Source organism: Streptomyces sp. NPDC039423, assembly GCF_055598725.1.
In genome coordinates, this window is record NZ_JBVKAH010000004.1 from 189,607 (window position 1) to 208,547 (window position 18,941).

Below are 18,941 nucleotides of genomic sequence, written 5' to 3' on the forward strand. Positions count from 1 at the left end.
GGGTCAATGGCGTTGGCACAAGGCGGGGCCGCCCCGTCCAGGGCGCCGCCGTTCCGGTGCCACCGGGCTTCCGGTGCCACCGGGCCGGCCGGACCGTGGCCACCAGGCCCCGTACGGCCGCCGGGCCGGGCACGGTGGATCGGCCTCGTGCGGCCGCCGGGCCGCGTACGGTGGGTCGGCCTCGTGCGGCCGCCGGGGCCGGCATGGCTGTCGGTGCGTCAGGCGGAGGGTGCCCGTCCGGACGGCGGGGCGGTCCGGGCGGGGCCGGTCGAGATGCGGTGCCGCAGCCGGTGCAGTCCCCGCCGGGTGTGGCTCTTGACGGTGCCGAGCGGGATGCCGGTGCGCTCGGCGATCTGGGTCTGGGTCAGGTCCTCGTAGAAGGCCAGGCACAGCACCTCACGCTGCTGCCGGGGAAGCCGCGCCAGTTCCTCGGTCAGGAGCACCCGGTCCAGCACCCGGTCGGCCGCCGGGGCGGCGGGGTGCGGTACGCCGGCGGCCTCCGCCGCGCGGACCGCCGCGTCGACGAGGGTGAGGCGGCGCGTCCGGGCGGCCAGCGCGTCCACGGTCTTGCGGCGGGCGATGCCGACGAGCCACGCGCCGAGCGGCCCGCGCTCGGGGTGGAAGCCGGCCCGTCCGCGCCAGGCCGCGAGGAAGACCTGCTGGGTGACGTCCTCGGCCTCCCGGGCGTCGCCGAGCGAGCGGGCGGCCATGGTGTGGACGAGGGGGCTCCACCGCCGGTAGATCGCGGCGAACGCGCTCTCGTCGGAGGCCAGCAAGCCCGTCTGGAGCGCCTGTTCGAACGCCGCGCCCGGGGCGGCGGGCCGGGAAGGCGCGCGGTGGGTGGTCGGGCTCATGGTTACGTCCTCCTGCCGGGCCTTCTGCCGGGGCCTGCCGCGCGGTGCGCCGATGGCGGGGAAGAGGCGGAAGGGGGGCGGAACCGTGGCGGTCCGGGCGCCTTCGGGCACCGTGTGGCTCCAGTCTTGGACGCACGAACGACGCAAGCAACATGCATCGTTTGTGCGTCGTAGGCTGGCCGGGTGGCTACTGACGGAGAGCGTTCCCCCGGCCGACTCCCCGACCACGGACGGCCCCCCGAGCCCGGCGCCCCGCCCGAGCACGGCGGGCTGACGACCGGTGAGGTCGCGAGGCGTCTGGGCGTCGCCGCGACGACCCTGCGTTCCTGGGACCGTCGCTACGGCATGGGGCCCGCCGCCCACTCGGGCGGCAAGCACCGGCGCTGGACCCCCGGGGACATCGCCCGGCTGGAGCGCATGTGCGCCCTGACGTCCACGGGAGTGCCGCCCGCCGAGGCGGCCCGCATGGTCCGCGACGGGGTCGCGGGGACGGGCGCCCCCGGGGCTGCGGGACCCGGCGGCCGCCCCGGCGGGACGCGGCCCGTCCCGCGCGGCAGCGTCCCCGGCCGGGCCCGCACCGGACTGCAACTCGGGGACGTACGCCAGGAGTGCAAGGGGCTCGCCCGGGCCGCGCTGCGCCTGGACGCCCCGGCCCTGGAGGGGCTGCTGTCGGAGGTGATCACCGCGTACGGGCCGGTCACGGCCTGGAACGAGGTGATCATGCCAACGCTCCAGGCCGTCGGCCGCAAGTGGGAGACGTCCGGCGAGCGGTACGTCGAGGTCGAGCACTTCCTGTCCTGGCACGTGTCCGGCGCCCTGCGGCGGGCCGCGCCCCCGGCTCCGGCCGGCCCGCGGGGCGCCACCGTGGTGCTGGCCTGCGTGCCCGGCGAGAACCACACGCTGGCGCTGGAGGCACTGACCACCGCCCTCGCCGAGCGGGGGTTCCTGGTGCGCATGTTCGGCGCGGCCCTGCCGGTGGAGGCGCTCGTCGAGGCGGTGCGCCGGACCGGACCGGCCGCGGTGGGCCTGTGGGCCCAGTCCCGGACGACCGCCAGCCGGCCGCTCGCGCAGCACGTGGCGGGCATGGAGTGGGGTGTCCGGGGCGCCCGCCGGCGGCCCGTCGTCCTGGCCCTGGGCCCGGGCTGGGCCGGGCGGACCGCGCCGGGGCTGCTCCGGCCGCCGGGGCTCGCCGAGGCGCTGGACACCCTGGAAGCGGCGCTGCGGCCCTGACCCGTACACCATCCCCGGCGGCCGGGGGCGCGCCGGCACTACGGCGATGGAGTGGACTTCTCCCCCGAAGGCGCCCCGGCGCATCCACCGGCGTGCCGTGACGGGAACAGACACCGGAGGCCCGAGCCCGTGCACCCCCCGGTGCACGCGGGGATCCGAGGGAAAGGCGTCCCATGAGCAAGGACAAGAAGCTGAGCAAGGGTGACGAGGTCACCTGGAGCAGCCACGGGAAGTCCGTCCGCGGCAAGGTGAAGAAGAAGATCACCAGCCGCACGGAGGCGGCCGGACGGACGGTCGCCGCGTCGAAGGACGAGCCGCAGTACGAGGTCGAGAGCGAGAAGTCCGGCGGTCGCGCGGTCCACAAGCCGGAGTCGCTGCGCAAGAAGGGCGAACGCTCGTGAGCGGCGGGACACAGGACCGGGAGGAGACCCTGCGGCGCTTCGACGAGGCGGTGAACATGACCGCGGGCGAGATGGAGAAGTGGCTGGAGACCGACGAGTCCCGGGCCGTCGGGCAGTCCGACGGCTCCGGGGAGAGCGTCGGCCACGCCTCGGGCCGGCGCATCGTGGACCTCCTGCGCACCAGGAAGGCGGATCTGACCGAGGACGACGTCGCGCACATGCGCAAGGTCGTGGGGTACGTGCACCGGCACGTGTCCCAGCGCCCCGACGGGGACGTCGCGGACACCCGGTGGCGGCACTCCTTGATGAACTGGGGTCATGATCCGACCAAGTGAGACCGGGGACGGGATGAACAGCGCGGACGGGGGTACTCCCCGTCCGTCACCACGACAAGGAGCGGACCATGAACGCTTTCCGTGACGCCAGTGACGCCGCCGCGTATCCCCGGACCCGCGTACAGCAGGCGGCCCTGCTGGTGGGCGCCGTGTTCCTGCTGGTGGGCGTCCTGGGCTTCATCCCCGGGATCACCACCGACTACGACACGCTCACCTTCGCCGGGCACGACTCGGAGGCCAAGCTGCTGGGCGTGTTCCAGGTGTCGATCCTGCACAACCTCGTCCACCTGCTCTTCGGCCTCGCCGGGCTCTCCATGTCGCGCGCGGCCTCGACCGCCCGGTCGTTCCTCGTCGGCGGTGGCGTGGTCTACCTGGCGCTGTGGCTGTACGGGCTCCTCATCGACCACGACAGCGGAGCCAACTTCGTCCCGGTCAACAGGGCCGACGACTGGCTGCACTTCGCGCTGGGCGTGGGCATGATCGCTCTGGGCGTCCTCCTGGGCCGCCGTCGCGTGGCCCGGTGATGACCCGCTGATCCCGCCGCCCCGGCGGCCGGTCCGGTGACCGGCCGCCGGGACCGGAGCGCGGTGCCCGCAGGGGCCGACGCGGCTGGTACGGCCGGATGCGGCCGTACGGTCAGACCCGGCCGTGGGCCTTCTGGGCCCGCCGCGACAGGGAGTCGATGACCACGGCCACCAGCAGCACCCCGCCCGTGATCATGAACTGGACGGCCGCCTGGATGCCCAGCAGGGCCACGCCCGAGGCGATCGACTGGATGACCAGCACGCCCAGCAGCGCCGACCAGACCCTGCCGCGCCCGCCGAAGAGGCTGGTGCCCCCGATGACGGCCGCGGCGATCACGTTCATCAGCAGGTTGCCGCCGCCCGAGGCCTGGCTGGCCGAGGTGACCCGGGAGGCCAGGAAGAGCCCGCCGACCGCGGCCATGGTGCCCGAGACGGCGAACACCGAGATCCGGACCCACACCACTCCGAGCCCGGCCCGCCGGGCGGCCTCCACGTTCCCGCCGATCGCGAAGACCATGCGCCCGTAGACGGTGCGGCGCAGGACGTGGTCCAGGCCGACGAGGACCACGAGGAAGACCAGCAGGGCCAGCGGCAGCCCCTGGAAGCGGTTGAGCACGAACGCGGCGGCGAAGGCGACCAGGGCCAGCGCCCCGGTGCGTACGGCGATGGCGGGCAGGGGCCGGGACGGCACCCCGGCGGCCACGCGGCGCCGTGCGTCCCGGAAGGAGACCAGGAAGTAGCCCGCCGTGCCGAGCGCCGCCACCCCGTACGCGACGGCCACGTCAGTGAAGTAGTGGCCGGTGAGCTGGGCGACCAGGCCCTCGTCGTCGAGGTTGACGGTGCCGCTCGACCCGAGGATGTAGAGCATCAGCCCGTTCCAGCCCAGCAGGCCGGCCAGGGTGACGACGAACGCGGGCACCCCGACCCGCGCGAAGAAGAACCCCTGCGCCGCCCCGATCGCCGCCCCGAGGACCACCGCGACCACGACGGCGGGCCCCTCCGCCATGCCGTGCTGCACGTTCAGCACGGCGAACACGGCCGCCGCGAGACCGCTCACGGAGGCGACGGACAGGTCGATCTCCCCCAGCAGCAGGACGAAGACGACACCCACGGCGATCATCCCGGTGCCCACGATGTCCACGCTCAGGTTGGACAGGTTGCGCGGCGAGAGGAACTTCTCGTCGAGGATCACGAAGATCAGCCAGATCGCCGCCAGGCTCAGCAGGACGGGGAGGGAGCCGAGTTCCCCGCTGCGGAGGCTCTGCCTGAGCCCGGCTACGGAGTACGCCGTCGGGGTGGCGCCCCCTGCCGCGCCACCGCCCGTACCGCCCGCGCCCCCGCCCGTACCGCTCACGCCACCCCCACCGCCCGTACCGCTCATCAGCCGGCCTCCCAGTCGCGCGACGCGCGGCGGGTGACGGCGTTGTCCGTGGCCCCGGTGATGGAGGAGATGATCTGTTCGTGGGAGGTCGTGGTCACGTCGAAGAAGCCGTTGTTCCGGCCGAGGCGGAGCACGGCGATCCAGTCCGCGACGGCCTTGACGTCCCCCATGTTGTGGCTGATGAGGAGGACACCGAGCCCCCGTTCGCGCAGCCGGTCCACGAGGTCGAGGACCCTGGCCGTCTGTTCGATGCCCAGCGCGGCGGTCGGCTCGTCCAGCAGCACGAGCCGGGGTTCGCCCAGCAGCGACCGGGAGATGGCGACGGTCTGCCGCTGGCCGCCGGACAGGGAGGCGACGGGGACCCGCACGCTCGGCATCCGGATGGCGAAGCTGTCGAGGAGACCGAGGGTGCGGCGCTCCATCTCCACCTCGTCCAGGACGCCCACCCGGTGGATCTCCCGGCCCAGGAACAGGTTGCCGACGACGTCGAGGTTGTCGCAGAGCGCCAGGTCCTGGTGCACGGTCGCGATGCCCAGCGCCTGCGCGTCGTGCGGCCGGGTGAGGTGGACCGGCCGGCCCTCCCATTCGATGGTCCCCCGGTCGGCTGCGTCCACCCCGGCGATGACCTTCACCAGCGTGGACTTGCCGGCCCCGTTGTCACCCACCAGGGCGACGACCTCGCCCGCGCGGATTTCCAGGTCGATGTCCGCGAGCGCCCGCACGGCGCCGAACCGTTTGGAGACGCCCTTCAGCGCCAGCAGGGGCGGTGCTGCCATCGGTGACCCACTTCCTCGCCGTGCGGCACCCCTCCCGGCGTCCTCCCGGGCCCCTACGGGGTCAGTCCGGCCCGCTCGCAGCCGGCCGCGTACTTCGGGGTGCAGATCTGGTCGACCGTGTACATGCCGTCCTTGATCACGGTCTCCCTGATGTTGTCGGCAGTCACGGAGACCGGCATGAGCAGAACGGACGGAATGCCGCGCGTGGTGGGGCTGTCGACCTTCCCGGTCGCCACACGGTCCGGCCGCTGCCCGCGGGCCAGTGCGACGGCCATGTCGGCGGCCGCGTACGCCTCCAGCCGGAAGGGCTTGTAGACGGTCATGAACTGCTCCCCCGCGACGATCCGCTGGATCGCGGCGAGCTCCGCGTCCTGCCCGGTCACCGGGGGCAGCGGCCGGATCTTGGCCGACTTGAGGGCGGAGATGATCCCGGAGGCGAGGCCGTCGTTGGCCGAGTACACGCCGTCGATGCGGTCGGCGCCCAGGGAGGCGATGGCCCCCGACATGTTGATGTGGGCGTACAGCGGCCGCCACTCGGTGGTGTCGTACGCCTTCCCGATCGTGACCTTCCCCTCCAGGGCCGCGAGCGCGCCCCTCTTGAACCAGGCCGAGTTGGGGTCGGTGGCGGCGCCGTTCATCATCACGATCTGGCCGCCGCGCGCGTCGTCCCCGAGGGCCCTCAGGAGCGCCTCGCCCTGGAGCCGCCCCACGCGTTCGCCGTCGAAGGAGACGTACGCGGAGACCGGGCCCTCCACCAGCCGGTCGTAGGCGACGACGTCGATGCCCGCCTCCCGCGCCCGCTCGACCGAGGAGCGGAGCGACTTGGAGTCGACGGCGTCGAGGACCAGCACCCGGACCCCCTTGGTGATCATCGCGTCGACCTGCTGCTGCTGGGTCGCCACGTCGGCCTGCGCGCTGGCGAACTCGACGTCGCACTCGGGGCACGTCCGGGCGATCCGCTCCATGATCAGGGGCCGGTCGAAGGCGTCGAAGCGGTTGGTGTTGTCGGGCAGCAGCAGCCCGATCGTGCGGCCGTCGCGGTCGACCCGCTCGCCCGGGTCGCGTACCTCGGCGGCCTTGCCGCAGGCCGTCAGGCCGGAGGTGAGGGCCAGCGCGGCGGCCAGCAGGGCCGCGGGCACCAGCCGGCGGCGGCGCGCCGTCCCCGGCTCGTGGGGCCCGTGCGTCCCGGCCGTCCCGTTCCCGCGCGTCCCGCGCGACCACCCGCTCATCCCGGTCACCTCCGCCGGTCCCCGTCGCCGGCGACCGGCTCGCGCGGGGACAGGGCGACCTCGCACCACACCTGCTTGCCGCCGCTCAGCGGCACCGAACCCCAGGAGGTGGACAGCGCTTCGACGAGCATGAGCCCCCGGCCGCCGGTGGCCTCCCAGTCCACGCTGGGGGACTTGACGGGGGTCCGGGGCGAGGCGTCGTTCACCGCGATGCGCAGCCGGTCCCCCGCCAGCGTCAGATCGAGCCGTACCTCCCCCTGGGTGTGCGCGATGGCGTTCGTCACCAGCTCGGACACCACCAGCAGGGCCATGTCGACCTCCTCGGCGACACCCCAGCCGCGCAGAGTGCGGGCCGCGAAACGGCGGGCGTGCATCACGGCGTCGGGCAGCCGCCACACCGCCCACCGGGCGCGGATGGGACGGACCCGCATACCGTCGTAGCGCAGCAGCAGGAGCGCCACGTCGTCGTCGCGCCGGCGGGTGCCTGCGACCAGTTCGTCGGCGACCCGCCCGGGGTCGGCCGGATCGGCGGTCCGCAGCGCCTCGCACACCGCGCGCAGTCCGTCCTCCAGGCGGAGGGTCGCCGACTCCACCAGGCCGTCGGTGAGCAGGGCGATCAGGGTGCCGGGCGCGAGGCCGACCTCGGTCAGCGGGAAGTCGGCCTCCACCATGACGCCCAGGGGTGGGCCGCCCTCGACCTCCAGCGCCTCGGAGGTGCCGTCGGGCAGGCGCAGCAGCGGCTGCAGGTGCCCGGCCCGGACGATCCAGGCGAGGCCCTCCTCCATGTCGAGGTCGACGTAGGCGCAGGTGGCGAACAGGTCGGTCTCCATGCCGACGAGGAGCCGGTTGGCGTGGGCCACCACCACGTCGGGCGGGTGTCCCTCCACCGCGTAGGCCCTGATCGCGGTCCGCATCTGCCCCATGATGGTGGCCGCGCCGGCGCTGTGGCCCTGTACGTCGCCGATGACCAGGGCCACGTGCCCGTCGGCGAGCGGGATGACGTCGTACCAGTCGCCGCCCACTTCGAGGCCGACCGTCGCGGGCAGGTACCGGGCGACGGCCTCCCCGCCCGGCAGGGCCGGGAGCTTGCGGGGCAGCAGGCTCCGCTGGAGCATCGTGGCGAGTTCGTGCCCGGCGTTGAGGGCGTGGGCCCGGGTGAGGGCCTGGCCGACCAGACCGGCCGTCGCCGTCAGCAGGGACCGTTCCTCCGGTCCGAAGCGGTGCTCGCCCTCCCACCCGACCAGGCACACCCCGACCATCCGGCCCTCGGCCGGCAGGGGCAGCACGGCGAGCCCGCCGGGACCGATGCCCGCGAGGCCCGGTTCCAGGGGGGCGCCCGGCGGCCACAGCGCCACATGGCCCTCCCGGAGGGCGCTCTCCAGGGTGGGCAGGGACTGGCAGGAGGCGTCCGGCCATTCCGAGCGCCACTCGGAGCGCCACACCTCCGGCCAGGCGTCGGGTTCCGGCGGGTGGAGCAGGGTGACCACCAGCCGGTCGCCCTCCAGCTCGCCGACGGCGACACGGTCGGCGGCCAGCGGGGTGCGCAGCGATTCGACGACCACGCGGCTGACGTCCCGGATGGTGGTGGCGCCGGCCAGGGCGGCGGACAGCCGCTGCACCAGGGACACCTCGTCGGGCGTGGGCCGCAGGTAGGAGGCGTCGCCGACGACGCCGAGGATGCGTTCGGGTCTGCCGTCCGGGGCGGTCAGGACGCGGCAGCGCAGCCCCAGCCAGCGCAGTTCCCCGCCGGGGCGGCGCACGCGGAACGCGAGCTGCTGGTGGGCGGCGGCCCCCCGGTCCGGTTCGACGATCGACATCAGGGCCGGGACGTCGTCGGGGACGGCGCACTCCAGCAGCGTGGACACGTGCCCGTCGTAGTCGGCCCGGGCCACGCCGAGCAGGCGCAGTACCTGGGCGTCCACGTCCATGCGGCCGGTCCGGAGGGACAGGACGAAGGTGCCGCCGCGCAGCGGCAGCAGCGCCGGGCCCGGGGGCTTGCCGGTCTCGACGGGCGGGACGACCCGGGCCGCGGCCGCCTCCAGCCCGGCCGCCGCCTGGTCGGCGTACAGCTCCAGGAAGGCGCGCTGGTCGGCGTCGAAGCCGCGCCCGTCCTTGCGGAGCACCAGCAGGCAGCCCAGGAGCCGGGGGTCCCCGCCCAGGGGCAGGGCGCCCAGCGACACCGGGCCGTCGGCGGGCGGCAGCCGCCCGTCCCGCGGCGGCACCGGCCCGTCGGCCGGCGGCCGGGTGCCGTCGGGCGGTGGTACGAGGCCGCCGGTGCCGCCGGCCGGGTCCGGGGCGCGGGACGTCAGCCACAGGGGCCGTCCGGCGCGGCAGGCGTCGGCCACCGCCGAGCGGCCGGACAGGGCGTACGAGGGCGGCATCTCGTACGGCCCGGCCGCGTCCCCGGCCACCTCGGCGAGACGCAGCTCGTCGATGTTCTCGGAGGGCACGTAGACAGCGGCCAGCTCCACCCCGCAGGTCGCAAAGATCTGCCCGCTCAACGCGTGCACCGCCTCCGTACCCGGGAAGCCGCCGGCGTGCGCCGCTGGCCGTCGCCTCCACCCCATGCTGCGCCCTTCCGGGCTCCGGCAGCCAGTCGGAACGGCGGTCGGGGGGGCCGTCCGCGTCGGGTCGGCCGTGGTCAGCCGGCCGCCGGGAACGCGTCGGCGCGGACGTGCGGCATGGGGCTGCCGACCACCCGGTAGGGGTCGTCCGGCGGCCGGGTGGCCGGGGTGATGCGTACGGTGAGGGGTCCGGCCCACTCGTAGCCGTGGCGCTCCCCGTGGCGGGCGAGGGCGTCCGTCAGCTCCTGGCCGACCTCGCCGCCGCCCCGGCGGAGCAGCTCCTGGTAGACCCGTGCGTCGAGTTCCACCTCGTACGCGTTGGGGACGACCACTCTGCTCTCGCTGCACACCACGGCGTGGGCGTCGCACTCACGGCGCAGCGCGTCGAGCAGTTCGACCGGATCGTGTCCGAGGGCCTTGGCGACCAGGGCGCTCTGCCAGCGCTCCAGCGCTCGTTCCCATCGCGTCAGTGTTCCCTTGGCCATGTGCCCGCTCGCCCTCCTCGGTACCGGTCACCGGCGGCCGCGCAGCCGGCCGAGCAGTTGGCGGGCCTGGGCGCGCTTGCGCGGGTCGGCGGCGGCGCGCCGGGCGGACGCGATCGCCCGCTGCCCCTGGGGACTGCGGGTGAACTGCTTGATACGGGTCATCAGTCCGGACATGGAACCTCCTCCAGTGGGTGTACGGCGCGTCTACCCGGTGCTCCGGCGAGGATGTGTGGCAGGGACCATCAGGTCGCGCGCGGCCTCGGCGGCCCGCACGGCGGCGTCGGCGCAGCAGTTGTTGAACAGCACGTGGACGTGGGCGGCCCGGTCGGCGAGGGCGCGGAGGCGGGGCAGCCACTCCGCCAGTTCGGCGTCCGTGTAGCGGTGCCGGAAGCGGTCCTCCTTGGTGCCGGTGCCCCAGGCGGCGCTGCGGCCGTGGAAGCGGACCACCGCGAGGTCGTCGGAGGTGACGGGGGCGAGCGGCGGCAGGGAGGTGGGCAGGCCCTGGGCCATGTCCACGGCCACGGCCGCGGTGTCCAGGTCCCGCAACAGGGCGGTGGTGTCCGCCCGTCGGTCCTCCCGCCACCAGCCGGGGTGCCGGAACTCGACGGCCACGGGCCAGCCGTCGGCGCGTGCGCGGGTGCGGCGGAGCACGGTCTCCGAGCGGGCCCCGGGGCCGAACCAGGGCGGGAACTGGAACAGGAGGGTGCCGAGGCGGTCCGCCTCCCGCAGCGGGCGCAGCGCTTCGCCGAAGCGGTGCCACACCTCGTCGAGGAGGCCGGGGTCGCCGGTGGGGTGGCCGCGCAGGTCGGCGGGGAGGGCGGCCTGCCGGGTGGGATGACCGGTCAGCAGGGAGAACGCCTTGACGTCGAACCGGAAGCCCTCGGGGGTGCGTTGGGCCCACAGCAGGCTGTTCCGGGCGCTGGGGAGCGCGTAGTAGGTGGCGTCGACCTCGACCACGGGGAAGTGTTCGGCGTAGTGCCGCAGCCGCCCCTCCGCGTCGCGCCGGCCCGGCGGGTACCACCCGCTCGCCACAAGTGCCTTGTCCGTCCAGGAACATGTACCGATGAGGATCTCGCCCATGCCCCCCGCCTACCCGCGGGGACGGGTGTGACGACGCACTGCGAGGAACCCGATGACCGACAGTCCCACCTCCTTCGAACTCCACCCGGGCGACCCGGATTCGCCCGTGATCCTGCACGTCCCCCACTCCGCCCGGGCGGTCCCCGCCGACGTCCGCGCCGGGATCGTCCTCGACGACGCGGCGCTGGAGGCGGAGTTGGACCACATCACGGACGCGTACACGGCGGAGATCGCCGCCGCCGCGGCCGGGGCCGCGGCCCTGACGCCCTGGCGGTTCGTCAACCGGCTGTCCCGGCTGGTCGTCGACCCGGAGCGGTTTCCCGACGAGCGCGAGGAGATGGCGGCGGTGGGCATGGGCGCGGTCTACACGCGCACCACGCACCGGGAGGAGCTGCGTCCCGAGGGCGCCGACCCCCGGCCGCTGGTCGAGCGCTATTTCCACCCGTACGCCGAGGCGATGACGGCGGCCGTGGCCGGGCGGCTGGCGGCGGCCGGACGTGCCGTGGTCCTGGACGTCCACTCGTACCCGGCCGAGGCGTTGCCGTACGAGCTCCACGGTGACGGGCCGCGTCCGCCGGTCTGCCTGGGCACCGATCCGTTCCACACGCCGGCGCCGCTGGTGGACGCGGCCCGGCGGGCGTTCGCGGGCCTCGGCGGCACGGCGCTGGACACCCCGTTCGCCGGGACGTACGTACCGCTGCGGTACTACGGGCGGGACGCCAGGGTGGGGGCGCTGATGGTGGAGATCCGGCGCGATCTGTACCTCGACGGGCGGGGGGCGCCCCGCGCCGAGGGCCTGGACGCGCTGGCGGGCGCCCTCGCCGCCCTCGTCGACGTCGCCTGACGGGGCCTACCGGGCCGGCGGGGCTGGGGGGTGTGGGGCCCGGGGCCGGTCGGGGCTGCCGGGGCCGAGGGGGGCGGATGCGGCCGATGGGGGCGAGGGGACGGATGCGGCCGATGGGGCGCGCGGTCCGGGGCCGGCCGGGCCACCCGCACGGGCGACCGGGGTCGCCGGGCGCGTCCGCCACCGTGACGCTGGAGGAGGGCCGGACGTCACGGCCCGACACGGGAAGGCACGACGGACGGCACGGGGAAGGCGGCCCATGACCACCGAGGTACCGAGCAGGGCGGCGGCCATGCTCTTCAAGGGCGGACCGAGCCTGATCGACCTGCTCGTCGACGACACGGACCTGCGGATCACGGTCACCGGGCCGGGGATGCTGTTCCAGCACCTGGACCTGCTCACCACGCTGTCCCCGTTCGACGGCTGCACCGTCCAGGGGCTCCGGGAGTTCGCCGGTCATCTGGAGGGGACCGTCCTCTGCGGCCTGGTCGGCACCGAGCGGGTGCCGGTCGAGGTCGTGACGGACCGCGCCGGGGGGACGCTCCGGATCGGTCTCGGGCCCGCGAACATGTACCAGAGCGAGCTGGTGCTGCGCACCACGACGGGCGAGACGCTCCGCGCGCTGGCCCGGCGGCTGCTCACCCGTGCTCCGGACCGCCCGTTCTTCGCCGGTCTGCACGCGGTGCCCGCGACCGGCCACATGGAGCACGGCCCGGCGTCCGGCGGCCACCCCCCGGACCACCCGCACGGCCCCGGTCACGGTCACGGCAACGACCACGGCCGGGGCGACGACCGCGACCCGGGCAGCCGCCAGGACCACGACCACCAGCACGACCACGGCCACGACCCGCACGCGGGCCGGCACGGCGGCCACCCGGGAGGCGGGAACCATGGACGTCCGTAAGAGCGCGGTCGACCTCACGACGCAGGAACGCGACCGGTTCCTGGAGGCGCTGGTCCGCCTCAAGCACCGGCCCGCCCCCGGCGCGCCCGCCGGAGCCGGCGTCTACGACCGGTTCGTGGCCCTGCACAAGGCCGTCATGGCCGTCGTCAGCCCCGGGCTGCCACCGGACACGACCGTCAACTTCGGCCACTGGAACATCGGCTTCTGCCCCTGGCACCGCAAGTACCTCAGGGAGTTCGAGAAGGCCCTCCAGGCGGAGGTGCCCGGTGTGACGATCCCCTACTGGGACTGGACCGACCACCCGGCCGCCCTCGCCCGCCTGTTCACCCCCGACTTCCTGGGCTCGCTGCACGACGGGGCACCCGTGCCGCTGGCCGACAGCGTGCTGCGCGACCCCGTCCCCCCGGCGGACCGCCCCGCCTGGTGGCCGCCCGGTGCCGGCGGCTTCCCGGTCCACCCGCTCCTGGAGGAGGGGTTCGGCACCGGCCTGGCGCGCGGCAGCACCGGGCTCGGCTGGCCGCCCACCCTGAGCGGCATCCAGAACCTCGTTCAGCTCGTGGTGGACGAACTGCCCGACGACCACCCCTTCTGGGCGTTCTGGCTCGTGCTGGAACAGGGTTCCCTCACCACCCCCACCCACAACGGCGGCCACAACTTCATCGGTGGTCACATGTCCCAGGCCTACTCCCCCAACGACCCCGTCTTCTGGCTCCACCACGCCAACGTCGACCGGCTGTGGGCCGACTGGCAACGGCGGCGGCTGGACGACGTCCCCGGGTCCAAGCCGGAGGACCACTACCCGCCGGCCGACGCCCTCTCCCCCTTCACCGGCGAGGAGATCCCCCCGGGTCACCGCCCGGACGACGTGATGTGGCCGTGGGTCGGGACCGCTCCCGGCTACGACGTGGTCATCGAGCCGGACATCAGGCCGCTGCTGCCGGACTTCACCGGCGCCCCGCCCACGACCGTCAAGGACGTGCTGGACACCACGACGCTCGACGCCACGGGATACCGCTACGCCGCAGCCGGAACACCCTGACCCGGCGGCGCCCTTGCCGGGAACGGGCCGGCCGGGCCGCCCGGTGAGCACCGCCGACGGGCGCGGACCAGGCCGAGTTGGGGAGCGCCGCCCCGGATCAATATGATCCGGCGATGATCACAAGAAGGCGACTGGCGGCCGGGGTGTGCGGCCTGCTGGTCACATGGACGGGCGCACTGTTCCCGGCGGCCGCCCACGCGGATACCGCGCCTGCCGGCGAGCAGGCACCCAAGGTCGAACTGGTGCTGGACGTCAGCGGCTCCATGCGGGCGACCGACATCGACGGCAAGTCCCGCATGGCGGCGGCGAAGCAGGCGTTCAACGAGGTGCTGGACGCCGTGCCGCCGGAGGTGCAGCTCGGCATCCGCACGCTCGGCGCCGACTACCCCGGCAAGGACCGCAAGACCGGCTGCAAGGACACCCGGCAGCTCTATCCGGTCGGCCCGCTGGACCGGACCGAGGCCAAGACGGCGGTGGCCACCCTGGCGCCGACCGGCTGGACCCCGATCGGACCGGCGCTCCTCGGTGCGGCCGACGACCTGGAGGGCGGTGACGCCACCCGGCGGATCGTCCTCATCACCGACGGCGAAGACACCTGTGCCCCGCTCGACCCGTGCGAGGTGGCACGCGAGATCGCGGCCAAGGGCATCCACCTCACCATCGACACGCTCGGCCTGGTGCCGGACGCCAGGACCCGCGCGCAGCTCGTCTGCATCGCGGAGGCCACCGGCGGGACGTACACGTCGGTCCGGCACACGGAGGAGTTGTCGGACCGGGTCAGCCAACTGGTGGACCGGGCGGCCGAACCCACGCTCACACCGGTCGCCGCCCGGGGCGCGGACGCGTGCGAGAAGGCGCCGGCGCTGAAGCCGGGGCTGTACACCGACCGGGAGGCGTTCGGTGAGCACCGCTGGTACCGCGTGGAGGTGCTGCCGGGCCAGGAGCTGCGCGCCTCGGTGAGCGTCGCCGCCGACCGGGCGGTCAACCGCGACTACGGCGTACTGCTGCGGGCGTCGACCCTGCGCGGCCGGGAGATCGTGCGCGGTGAGGCCGCCGGGGACGGCCGTACGGACGTGGTGTCGACCGGTCTGCGCTACCCCCGGCCGGAGAGCGACGCCGACGACGATGACGGCTCCGGCAAGCCGGCGGCCGAGACGGTGTGCCTGCGGGTCAGCAACTCCTTCTCCGCCGGCGCCGGGGTGAAGACCGAGCCCGGTCTTCCCGTGGAGCTGAGCGTCGCCCTCGTGGACGGCCCCGACGAGGGCACGGACGCCGCCTTCCTGGGCCTCGGTCACGGCTGGTGGCTGCTGGGCGTGCTGGTCCTCACCGGCTTCGTGGCCGGTGTGGTGTGGGGCTGGCTGTCACGCTGGCGCATCTCGGTGTGGAGGACCAACTGATGGGTACGGTACGGATCCTGACGGCGGCCGCGGTTCTGGCCGGTTCCGCGCTGCTGGGCCTGCCGGGCGCGGCGGCGGCGGCCCCGTCGCCGAGCCCGGCCGGTGAGGACGGCGGCGCCGCGGCTCCGACGGAGGCGGGCACGTCCTTCCGGACGGCCACCGCCGTGCGCCCCGGACAGCGCGCGACCGCCCCGGCGTCGACCGGTGACTACCTGTACTGGCAGTTCGCGGCCGACGCGGGCGCGCGGGCCACCGTCCGCGCCACCGTGAAGCTGTCGGAGAGCGCCGCGCTCCGGGCGGGATCGACCTGGCAGATCGACGTCTACGACGGCCTCCGGCGCCGCCAGGCCTGCCGCTTCGGCAGCCAGACGAAGGCCGTGGCGGCGGGCACGACGTCGGTCGAGCTCGCCTGCCACCTCCGCACGGTGCGCGCCTTCGCCGAACCGTGGGCGAACGACCCGCTGCCGGGCGCGTACTACGTGCGTCTGACGGCGGTGCGGCTGGCCGCCGGCGACATCGGTCAGCCCCTCGACGCGGCGCTGGACGTCACCCTCGACGACGCGGGCGGTGCGGCGGCCGTCGACGGCAGCCTGGCCGCCCCGCTGATGCAGGGCTCGTCCGCCACGGTGGAGCCGGAGGACGGCTGGTCGTCCGGCCTGTGGTCCACCCGCTGGCTGTGGACCGCCGGGGGCGCGGTGCTCGCGGCCATGGCCGGCATCGGGGGCTACCGCCTCACCCGCGGCGCCGGCCACCCGGCCGCCCGCGGCTGACGCCCCGGCCCCCCGCCCCGCCGCCCCGGCCCCGGCCCCGCAGCCGGCCCGGGCGCGCGGGGCGGGGGCCAGGGACCGGGCCGTCACCGGGCCGCGAGCGCCTCGCCCCATGGGATCCGGGGATCACTCCCCCGGGCGCGAAACGGCCCGGTTCGCCATGCGGCCGGCTGGAGCGGTCTGTTCCAGGCGGGCGCCCAGAGTGCCGGCGAAGTCCTCGGCGCGGGAGAGCTGAACGCGGAGCTTCTCGACCTGCTCGGCGGCGGCCTGCCGGTAGGTCCGCACGCGCTCCAGCAGCGCCTCGCGCTCGTCGGCGCCGAGATCCGCGCCGTCATCAAGGCGGTCGGTGGCGTCCAGGAGGTCGCGCATCTGGTCCAGGGTGAAGCCGAGCGGCTTCATGCGGCGGATGACCATGAGGCGGGCGACGTCGGCCTCGGTGTAGAGGCGGAAGCCGCCCTGGGAGCGGGCGGAGGGGATGACCAGGCCGGTCTCCTCGTAGTGCCGGATGGTGCGCAGGGACAGGTCCGTTCGCGCGGCGACCTCGCCGATCTGCATGTGCTTGCCGTCCACGCCCGTACCCCTGGCCTTCCCGTCGTGGTGGGCCGCGTCCCGTACGACACCACCAACCTTAACTCTAACGTTAGGGTAGAGTTGCTGGTGAGGGGTGGCTCGGCCGCCCCGCTGCTGCCGTTTCCGGGGCCGATGGCGCCCCCGGCGAAGATCCGATTCTTGCGGGAGAGAGCGTGCGCGAGCCCATGACGCCGATCGCCGCCGCCTGCCCGCCGTGACCCTTCGCCCTCCGACGTGAGCCGCGAGGCGCCCGCGCGCGCCGCCGTCTCGCGTCTGCCTTCCCGCACGTCCGGCCCCGTTCTGCGGGCTGTGCGCGGGGTGCCGTCCCGGTTCCCCGCGCGCCCTTCCCGCGCGCCCCGCCTGCCGTAGGGGTGTGCCCGAGCACGACAGGTACGCGTCTCCTTGTCTTCTGCCGCTGTGACTCCCGCCGCGTGGCTGCGCGGCCTCAAGCCCGACTGGCTGAACAGCCCGAAGGTCTGGCGCACCGAGGTCCTCGCGGGCCTGGTCGTCGCGCTGGCTCTGATCCCCGAGGCGATCTCGTTCTCGATCATCGCCGGTGTCGACCCCGCGGTCGGCCTGTTCACCTGCTTCACCATGGCCGTGGTCATCTCGGTCGTGGGCGGCCGGCGGGCGATGATCTCGGCCGCCACCGGCGCCGTCGCCCTCGTCACCGCACCCCTGAACCGCGAGCACGGCCTGGGCCACCTGATCGCCGCCGTCATCCTGGCCGGCGTCTTCCAGGTGATCCTGGGCGCGGTCGGCGTGGCGAGGTTGCTGCGGTTCGTCCCGCGCAGCGTGATGGTCGGCTTCGTCAACGCGCTCGCGATCCTCGTCTTCATGGCCCAGGTTCCCGAGATGCGCGATGTCCCGTGGGCCGTGTATCCGCTGATCATCGGCGGGCTGGCGCTGATGGTGTTCCTCCCGAAGATCACCACCATGATCCCCGCCCCGCTGGTGTCGATCGCCATCCTGACCGCCATCACCGTGGCGGCCGGGATCGCCGTGCCCACCGTGGGCGACAAGGGCGCGCTGCCGTCCTCCCTTCCGGTGCCGGGCCTGCCGGATGTGCCGTTCACCCTCGACACGCTGACGACGATCGCTCCGTACGCCTTCGCCATGGCGCTGGTCGGCCTGATGGAGTCGCTGATGACCGCCAAGCTGGTCGACGACATCACCGACACCCCCTCGAACAAGACCCGTGAGTCCATCGGCCAGGGCGTCGCCAACATCGTCACCGGGTTCTTCGGCGGCATGGGCGGCTGCGCCATGATCGGGCAGACGATGATCAACGTGAAGGTCTCCGGCGCCCGCACCCGCCTGTCCACCTTCCTCGCCGGCGCGTTCCTGATGGTGCTGTGCATCGCCTTCGGCCCGGTCGTCTCCGACATCCCCATGGCCGCCCTGGTCGCGGTGATGGTCATGGTGTCGTTCGCGACCTTCGACTGGCACTCCATCGCGCCCAGGACGCTCCAGCGGATGCCCGCGGGCGAGATCGGCGTCATGGTGATCACCGTCGCCGCGGTCGTCGCCACCCACAACCTCGCCATCGGCGTCGTCGTCGGCTCCGTCACCGCCATGGTCATCTTCGCCAAGCGCGTCGCCCACCTCGCGGAGGTCACCCGGCTCGTCGCCCCGAGCGGCACGAGCGTCCTGTACACGGTGACCGGCGAGCTGTTCTTCGCCTCCTCCAACGACCTCGTCGGCCGGTTCCACTACGCCGCCGACCCCGACAAGGTCATCGTCGACCTCTCCGCCGCCCACATCTGGGACGCCTCCTCCGTCGCCGCCCTGGACGCGATCGAGACCAAGTACGAGCAGCGCGGCAAGACCGTCGAGATCACCGGCCTCAACGACACCAGCGCCGGCCTTCACCGCAAGCTCTCCGGCGAACTCGCCGGCAGCCACTGACACAGTTCCGAACGGCGAGAGGACCCCGGCACCCGGCCGGGGTCCTCTCGCCGTTCGCACTGCATGCCCGTACGCCGTAGCTGCTCCCGGAACGAGCTGCGACGGTCATCTCGCGGCTCCAGGCCGCACGGCTGACCGGGCCGGTGCGAGACAAGCGAGAGGTGGCCGCCTCCAGGGGTGTCGGCCCCTGGTCAGGTCGATCGGGCCTGCTGAGCGGACCGCAGCACCGCGCCCAGGAAGCGACGCACCGTCTCCAGTTCGCCCGTGTCGAAGCCGTCCGCGACCGCCACCACCTCGGCGATCAGCGGCCCGAAGAACGACCATCCCAGTGCCGTGGCCTTCTCCTCCACCTCCAGCAGCACGCGTCGCCGATCGACGGTGTCCCTGGTGCGCCGGACCAGCTCCAGCCGCTCCAGCCGGTCGACCAGGGCGGTCGTACCGGCCGAGTTCAGACCCATCTGACGACCGAGCCATCCCGGCGTGGCGGGGGTGTCATCCCGCGCCGCGTCCAGCAGGTGGATCAACGCGCGTACATCGGTGGGGTGCAGCCCGTGACGTGCGGCGAACTCGGCGCCGAGCAGGTCGAACTCCACGGTCACCGCACGCAGCACGTGGACCAGCTTCATCACCGGGTTTTGGTCGTTCACCCACGC

General features: G+C 74.3%; 20 protein-coding genes. 10 read left to right on the top strand and 10 right to left on the bottom strand.

Translation table 11 applies throughout. The features are described from left to right. Positions 1 to 218: 218 nt before the first annotated feature. Positions 219 to 854, bottom strand: a complete 636-nt coding sequence (locus ACZ7LK_RS15050; protein ID WP_471140909.1) for an RNA polymerase sigma factor — start codon at positions 852 to 854, stop codon at positions 219 to 221. Between the two features lie 270 nt (positions 855 to 1,124). On the opposite strand from ACZ7LK_RS15050, the gene ACZ7LK_RS15055 reads away from it, so the two are divergent. The 4 genes from ACZ7LK_RS15055 (at position 1,125) to ACZ7LK_RS15070 (ending at position 3,344) form a co-directional block, all read left to right on the top strand. Beyond that, a complete protein-coding gene (locus ACZ7LK_RS15055; protein ID WP_392273866.1) occupies positions 1,125 to 2,084 on the top strand; it encodes a MerR family transcriptional regulator in 960 nt (319 codons plus the stop codon). 173 nt (positions 2,085 to 2,257) lie between these two features. Further along, a complete protein-coding gene (locus ACZ7LK_RS15060) occupies positions 2,258 to 2,485 on the top strand; it encodes a hypervirulence associated TUDOR domain-containing protein (protein ID WP_392273691.1) in 228 nt (75 codons plus the stop codon). After that, a complete protein-coding gene (locus ACZ7LK_RS15065) occupies positions 2,482 to 2,820 on the top strand; it encodes a DUF3140 domain-containing protein (RefSeq protein WP_392273690.1) in 339 nt (112 codons plus the stop codon). Before ACZ7LK_RS15060 ends, ACZ7LK_RS15065 begins: the two co-directional genes overlap by 4 nt. Positions 2,821 to 2,888: 68 nt before the next feature. Continuing rightward, on the top strand, positions 2,889 to 3,344 hold the full coding sequence (locus tag ACZ7LK_RS15070) for a DUF4383 domain-containing protein (RefSeq protein ID WP_392273689.1): 456 nt from the start codon (positions 2,889 to 2,891) through the stop codon (positions 3,342 to 3,344). Positions 3,345 to 3,456: 112 nt separating this feature from the next. On the opposite strand, the gene ACZ7LK_RS15075 is transcribed toward ACZ7LK_RS15070, so the two are convergent. From ACZ7LK_RS15075 to ACZ7LK_RS15105, 7 genes are all read right to left on the bottom strand, one after another. Continuing rightward, positions 3,457 to 4,725 (bottom strand): sugar ABC transporter permease, encoded by a 1,269-nt coding sequence (locus tag ACZ7LK_RS15075; protein WP_471140914.1) that lies wholly within the window; start codon positions 4,723 to 4,725, stop codon positions 3,457 to 3,459. Then, a complete protein-coding gene (locus tag ACZ7LK_RS15080) occupies positions 4,725 to 5,501 on the bottom strand; it encodes an ATP-binding cassette domain-containing protein (RefSeq protein ID WP_392273687.1) in 777 nt (258 codons plus the stop codon). Before ACZ7LK_RS15080 ends, ACZ7LK_RS15075 begins: the two co-directional genes overlap by 1 nt. Before the next feature lie 53 nt (positions 5,502 to 5,554). Next, the gene (locus tag ACZ7LK_RS15085; RefSeq protein ID WP_392273865.1) at positions 5,555 to 6,643 is read right to left on the bottom strand and encodes a sugar ABC transporter substrate-binding protein; all 1,089 of its coding nucleotides are present in this window, start codon (positions 6,641 to 6,643) and stop codon (positions 5,555 to 5,557) included. Between the two features lie 92 nt (positions 6,644 to 6,735). Then, positions 6,736 to 9,231 carry a SpoIIE family protein phosphatase gene (locus ACZ7LK_RS15090; protein ID WP_471140918.1) on the bottom strand — a complete coding sequence of 832 codons (2,496 nt, stop codon included), beginning with the start codon at positions 9,229 to 9,231 and terminating at the stop codon, positions 6,736 to 6,738. A gap of 140 nt (positions 9,232 to 9,371) precedes the next feature. Next, the gene (locus ACZ7LK_RS15095) at positions 9,372 to 9,779 is read right to left on the bottom strand and encodes a DUF3662 domain-containing protein (protein WP_471140921.1); all 408 of its coding nucleotides are present in this window, start codon (positions 9,777 to 9,779) and stop codon (positions 9,372 to 9,374) included. Between the two features lie 27 nt (positions 9,780 to 9,806). Beyond that, entirely contained in the window at positions 9,807 to 9,953 is a 147-nt protein-coding gene (locus ACZ7LK_RS15100; protein ID WP_392273684.1) for a hypothetical protein, read from the bottom strand. Positions 9,954 to 9,983: 30 nt separating this feature from the next. Continuing rightward, positions 9,984 to 10,859 (bottom strand): DUF72 domain-containing protein, encoded by an 876-nt coding sequence (locus ACZ7LK_RS15105; protein WP_469464414.1) that lies wholly within the window; start codon positions 10,857 to 10,859, stop codon positions 9,984 to 9,986. Between the two features lie 52 nt (positions 10,860 to 10,911). Between ACZ7LK_RS15105 and ACZ7LK_RS15110 the strand changes: the two genes are divergently transcribed. The 5 genes from ACZ7LK_RS15110 (at position 10,912) to ACZ7LK_RS15130 (ending at position 15,813) form a co-directional block, all read left to right on the top strand. Next, positions 10,912 to 11,703: an N-formylglutamate amidohydrolase gene (locus ACZ7LK_RS15110; protein ID WP_392273682.1), complete on the top strand. Its 792-nt coding sequence runs from the start codon at positions 10,912 to 10,914 to the stop codon at positions 11,701 to 11,703. Positions 11,704 to 11,962: 259 nt separating this feature from the next. Beyond that, on the top strand, positions 11,963 to 12,607 hold the full coding sequence (locus ACZ7LK_RS15115; RefSeq protein WP_471140926.1) for a hypothetical protein: 645 nt from the start codon (positions 11,963 to 11,965) through the stop codon (positions 12,605 to 12,607). Continuing rightward, complete coding sequence (locus ACZ7LK_RS15120) at positions 12,594 to 13,646, top strand: tyrosinase family protein (RefSeq protein ID WP_392273680.1); 1,053 nt, start codon at positions 12,594 to 12,596, stop codon at positions 13,644 to 13,646. Before ACZ7LK_RS15115 ends, ACZ7LK_RS15120 begins: the two co-directional genes overlap by 14 nt. Positions 13,647 to 13,759: 113 nt before the next feature. Beyond that, the gene (locus ACZ7LK_RS15125; protein WP_471140929.1) at positions 13,760 to 15,043 is read left to right on the top strand and encodes a VWA domain-containing protein; all 1,284 of its coding nucleotides are present in this window, start codon (positions 13,760 to 13,762) and stop codon (positions 15,041 to 15,043) included. Continuing rightward, complete coding sequence (locus ACZ7LK_RS15130) at positions 15,043 to 15,813, top strand: hypothetical protein (RefSeq protein WP_471140931.1); 771 nt, start codon at positions 15,043 to 15,045, stop codon at positions 15,811 to 15,813. The genes ACZ7LK_RS15125 and ACZ7LK_RS15130 overlap by 1 nt, the downstream gene beginning before the upstream one ends. A 123-nt stretch (positions 15,814 to 15,936) precedes the next feature. Here ACZ7LK_RS15130 and ACZ7LK_RS15135 read toward each other — a convergent pair whose 3' ends face one another. Then, on the bottom strand, positions 15,937 to 16,380 hold the full coding sequence (locus tag ACZ7LK_RS15135) for a MerR family transcriptional regulator (protein ID WP_392273677.1): 444 nt from the start codon (positions 16,378 to 16,380) through the stop codon (positions 15,937 to 15,939). A 417-nt stretch (positions 16,381 to 16,797) separates the two neighbouring features. On the opposite strand from ACZ7LK_RS15135, the gene ACZ7LK_RS15140 reads away from it, so the two are divergent. Continuing rightward, positions 16,798 to 18,288 carry a SulP family inorganic anion transporter gene (locus ACZ7LK_RS15140; RefSeq protein ID WP_471140933.1) on the top strand — a complete coding sequence of 497 codons (1,491 nt, stop codon included), beginning with the start codon at positions 16,798 to 16,800 and terminating at the stop codon, positions 18,286 to 18,288. 191 nt (positions 18,289 to 18,479) lie between these two features. On the opposite strand, the gene ACZ7LK_RS15145 is transcribed toward ACZ7LK_RS15140, so the two are convergent. Further along, positions 18,480 to 18,914: a MarR family transcriptional regulator gene (locus ACZ7LK_RS15145; protein ID WP_471141560.1), complete on the bottom strand. Its 435-nt coding sequence runs from the start codon at positions 18,912 to 18,914 to the stop codon at positions 18,480 to 18,482. Positions 18,915 to 18,941: the final 27 nt, after the last annotated feature.

Bases quoted from the DNA above. Each gene is read 5' to 3' on its own strand.
- ACZ7LK_RS15050 (WP_471140909.1), bottom strand. From the start codon at position 854: ATGAGCCCGACCACCCACCGCGCGCCTTCCCGGCCCGCCGCCCCGGGC.
- ACZ7LK_RS15060 (WP_392273691.1), top strand. From the start codon at position 2,258: ATGAGCAAGGACAAGAAGCTGAGCAAGGGTGACGAGGTCACCTGGAGC.
- ACZ7LK_RS15070 (WP_392273689.1), top strand. From the start codon at position 2,889: ATGAACGCTTTCCGTGACGCCAGTGACGCCGCCGCGTATCCCCGGACC.
- ACZ7LK_RS15075 (WP_471140914.1), bottom strand. From the start codon at position 4,725: ATGAGCGGTACGGGCGGTGGGGGTGGCGTGAGCGGTACGGGCGGGGGC.
- ACZ7LK_RS15080 (WP_392273687.1), bottom strand. From the start codon at position 5,501: ATGGCAGCACCGCCCCTGCTGGCGCTGAAGGGCGTCTCCAAACGGTTC.
- ACZ7LK_RS15095 (WP_471140921.1), bottom strand. From the start codon at position 9,779: ATGGCCAAGGGAACACTGACGCGATGGGAACGAGCGCTGGAGCGCTGG.
- ACZ7LK_RS15100 (WP_392273684.1), bottom strand. From the start codon at position 9,953: ATGTCCGGACTGATGACCCGTATCAAGCAGTTCACCCGCAGTCCCCAG.
- ACZ7LK_RS15105 (WP_469464414.1), bottom strand. From the start codon at position 10,859: ATGGGCGAGATCCTCATCGGTACATGTTCCTGGACGGACAAGGCACTT.
- ACZ7LK_RS15110 (WP_392273682.1), top strand. From the start codon at position 10,912: ATGACCGACAGTCCCACCTCCTTCGAACTCCACCCGGGCGACCCGGAT.
- ACZ7LK_RS15115 (WP_471140926.1), top strand. From the start codon at position 11,963: ATGACCACCGAGGTACCGAGCAGGGCGGCGGCCATGCTCTTCAAGGGC.
- ACZ7LK_RS15120 (WP_392273680.1), top strand. From the start codon at position 12,594: ATGGACGTCCGTAAGAGCGCGGTCGACCTCACGACGCAGGAACGCGAC.
- ACZ7LK_RS15125 (WP_471140929.1), top strand. From the start codon at position 13,760: ATGATCACAAGAAGGCGACTGGCGGCCGGGGTGTGCGGCCTGCTGGTC.
- ACZ7LK_RS15130 (WP_471140931.1), top strand. From the start codon at position 15,043: ATGGGTACGGTACGGATCCTGACGGCGGCCGCGGTTCTGGCCGGTTCC.
- ACZ7LK_RS15145 (WP_471141560.1), bottom strand. From the start codon at position 18,914: ATGAAGCTGGTCCACGTGCTGCGTGCGGTGACCGTGGAGTTCGACCTG.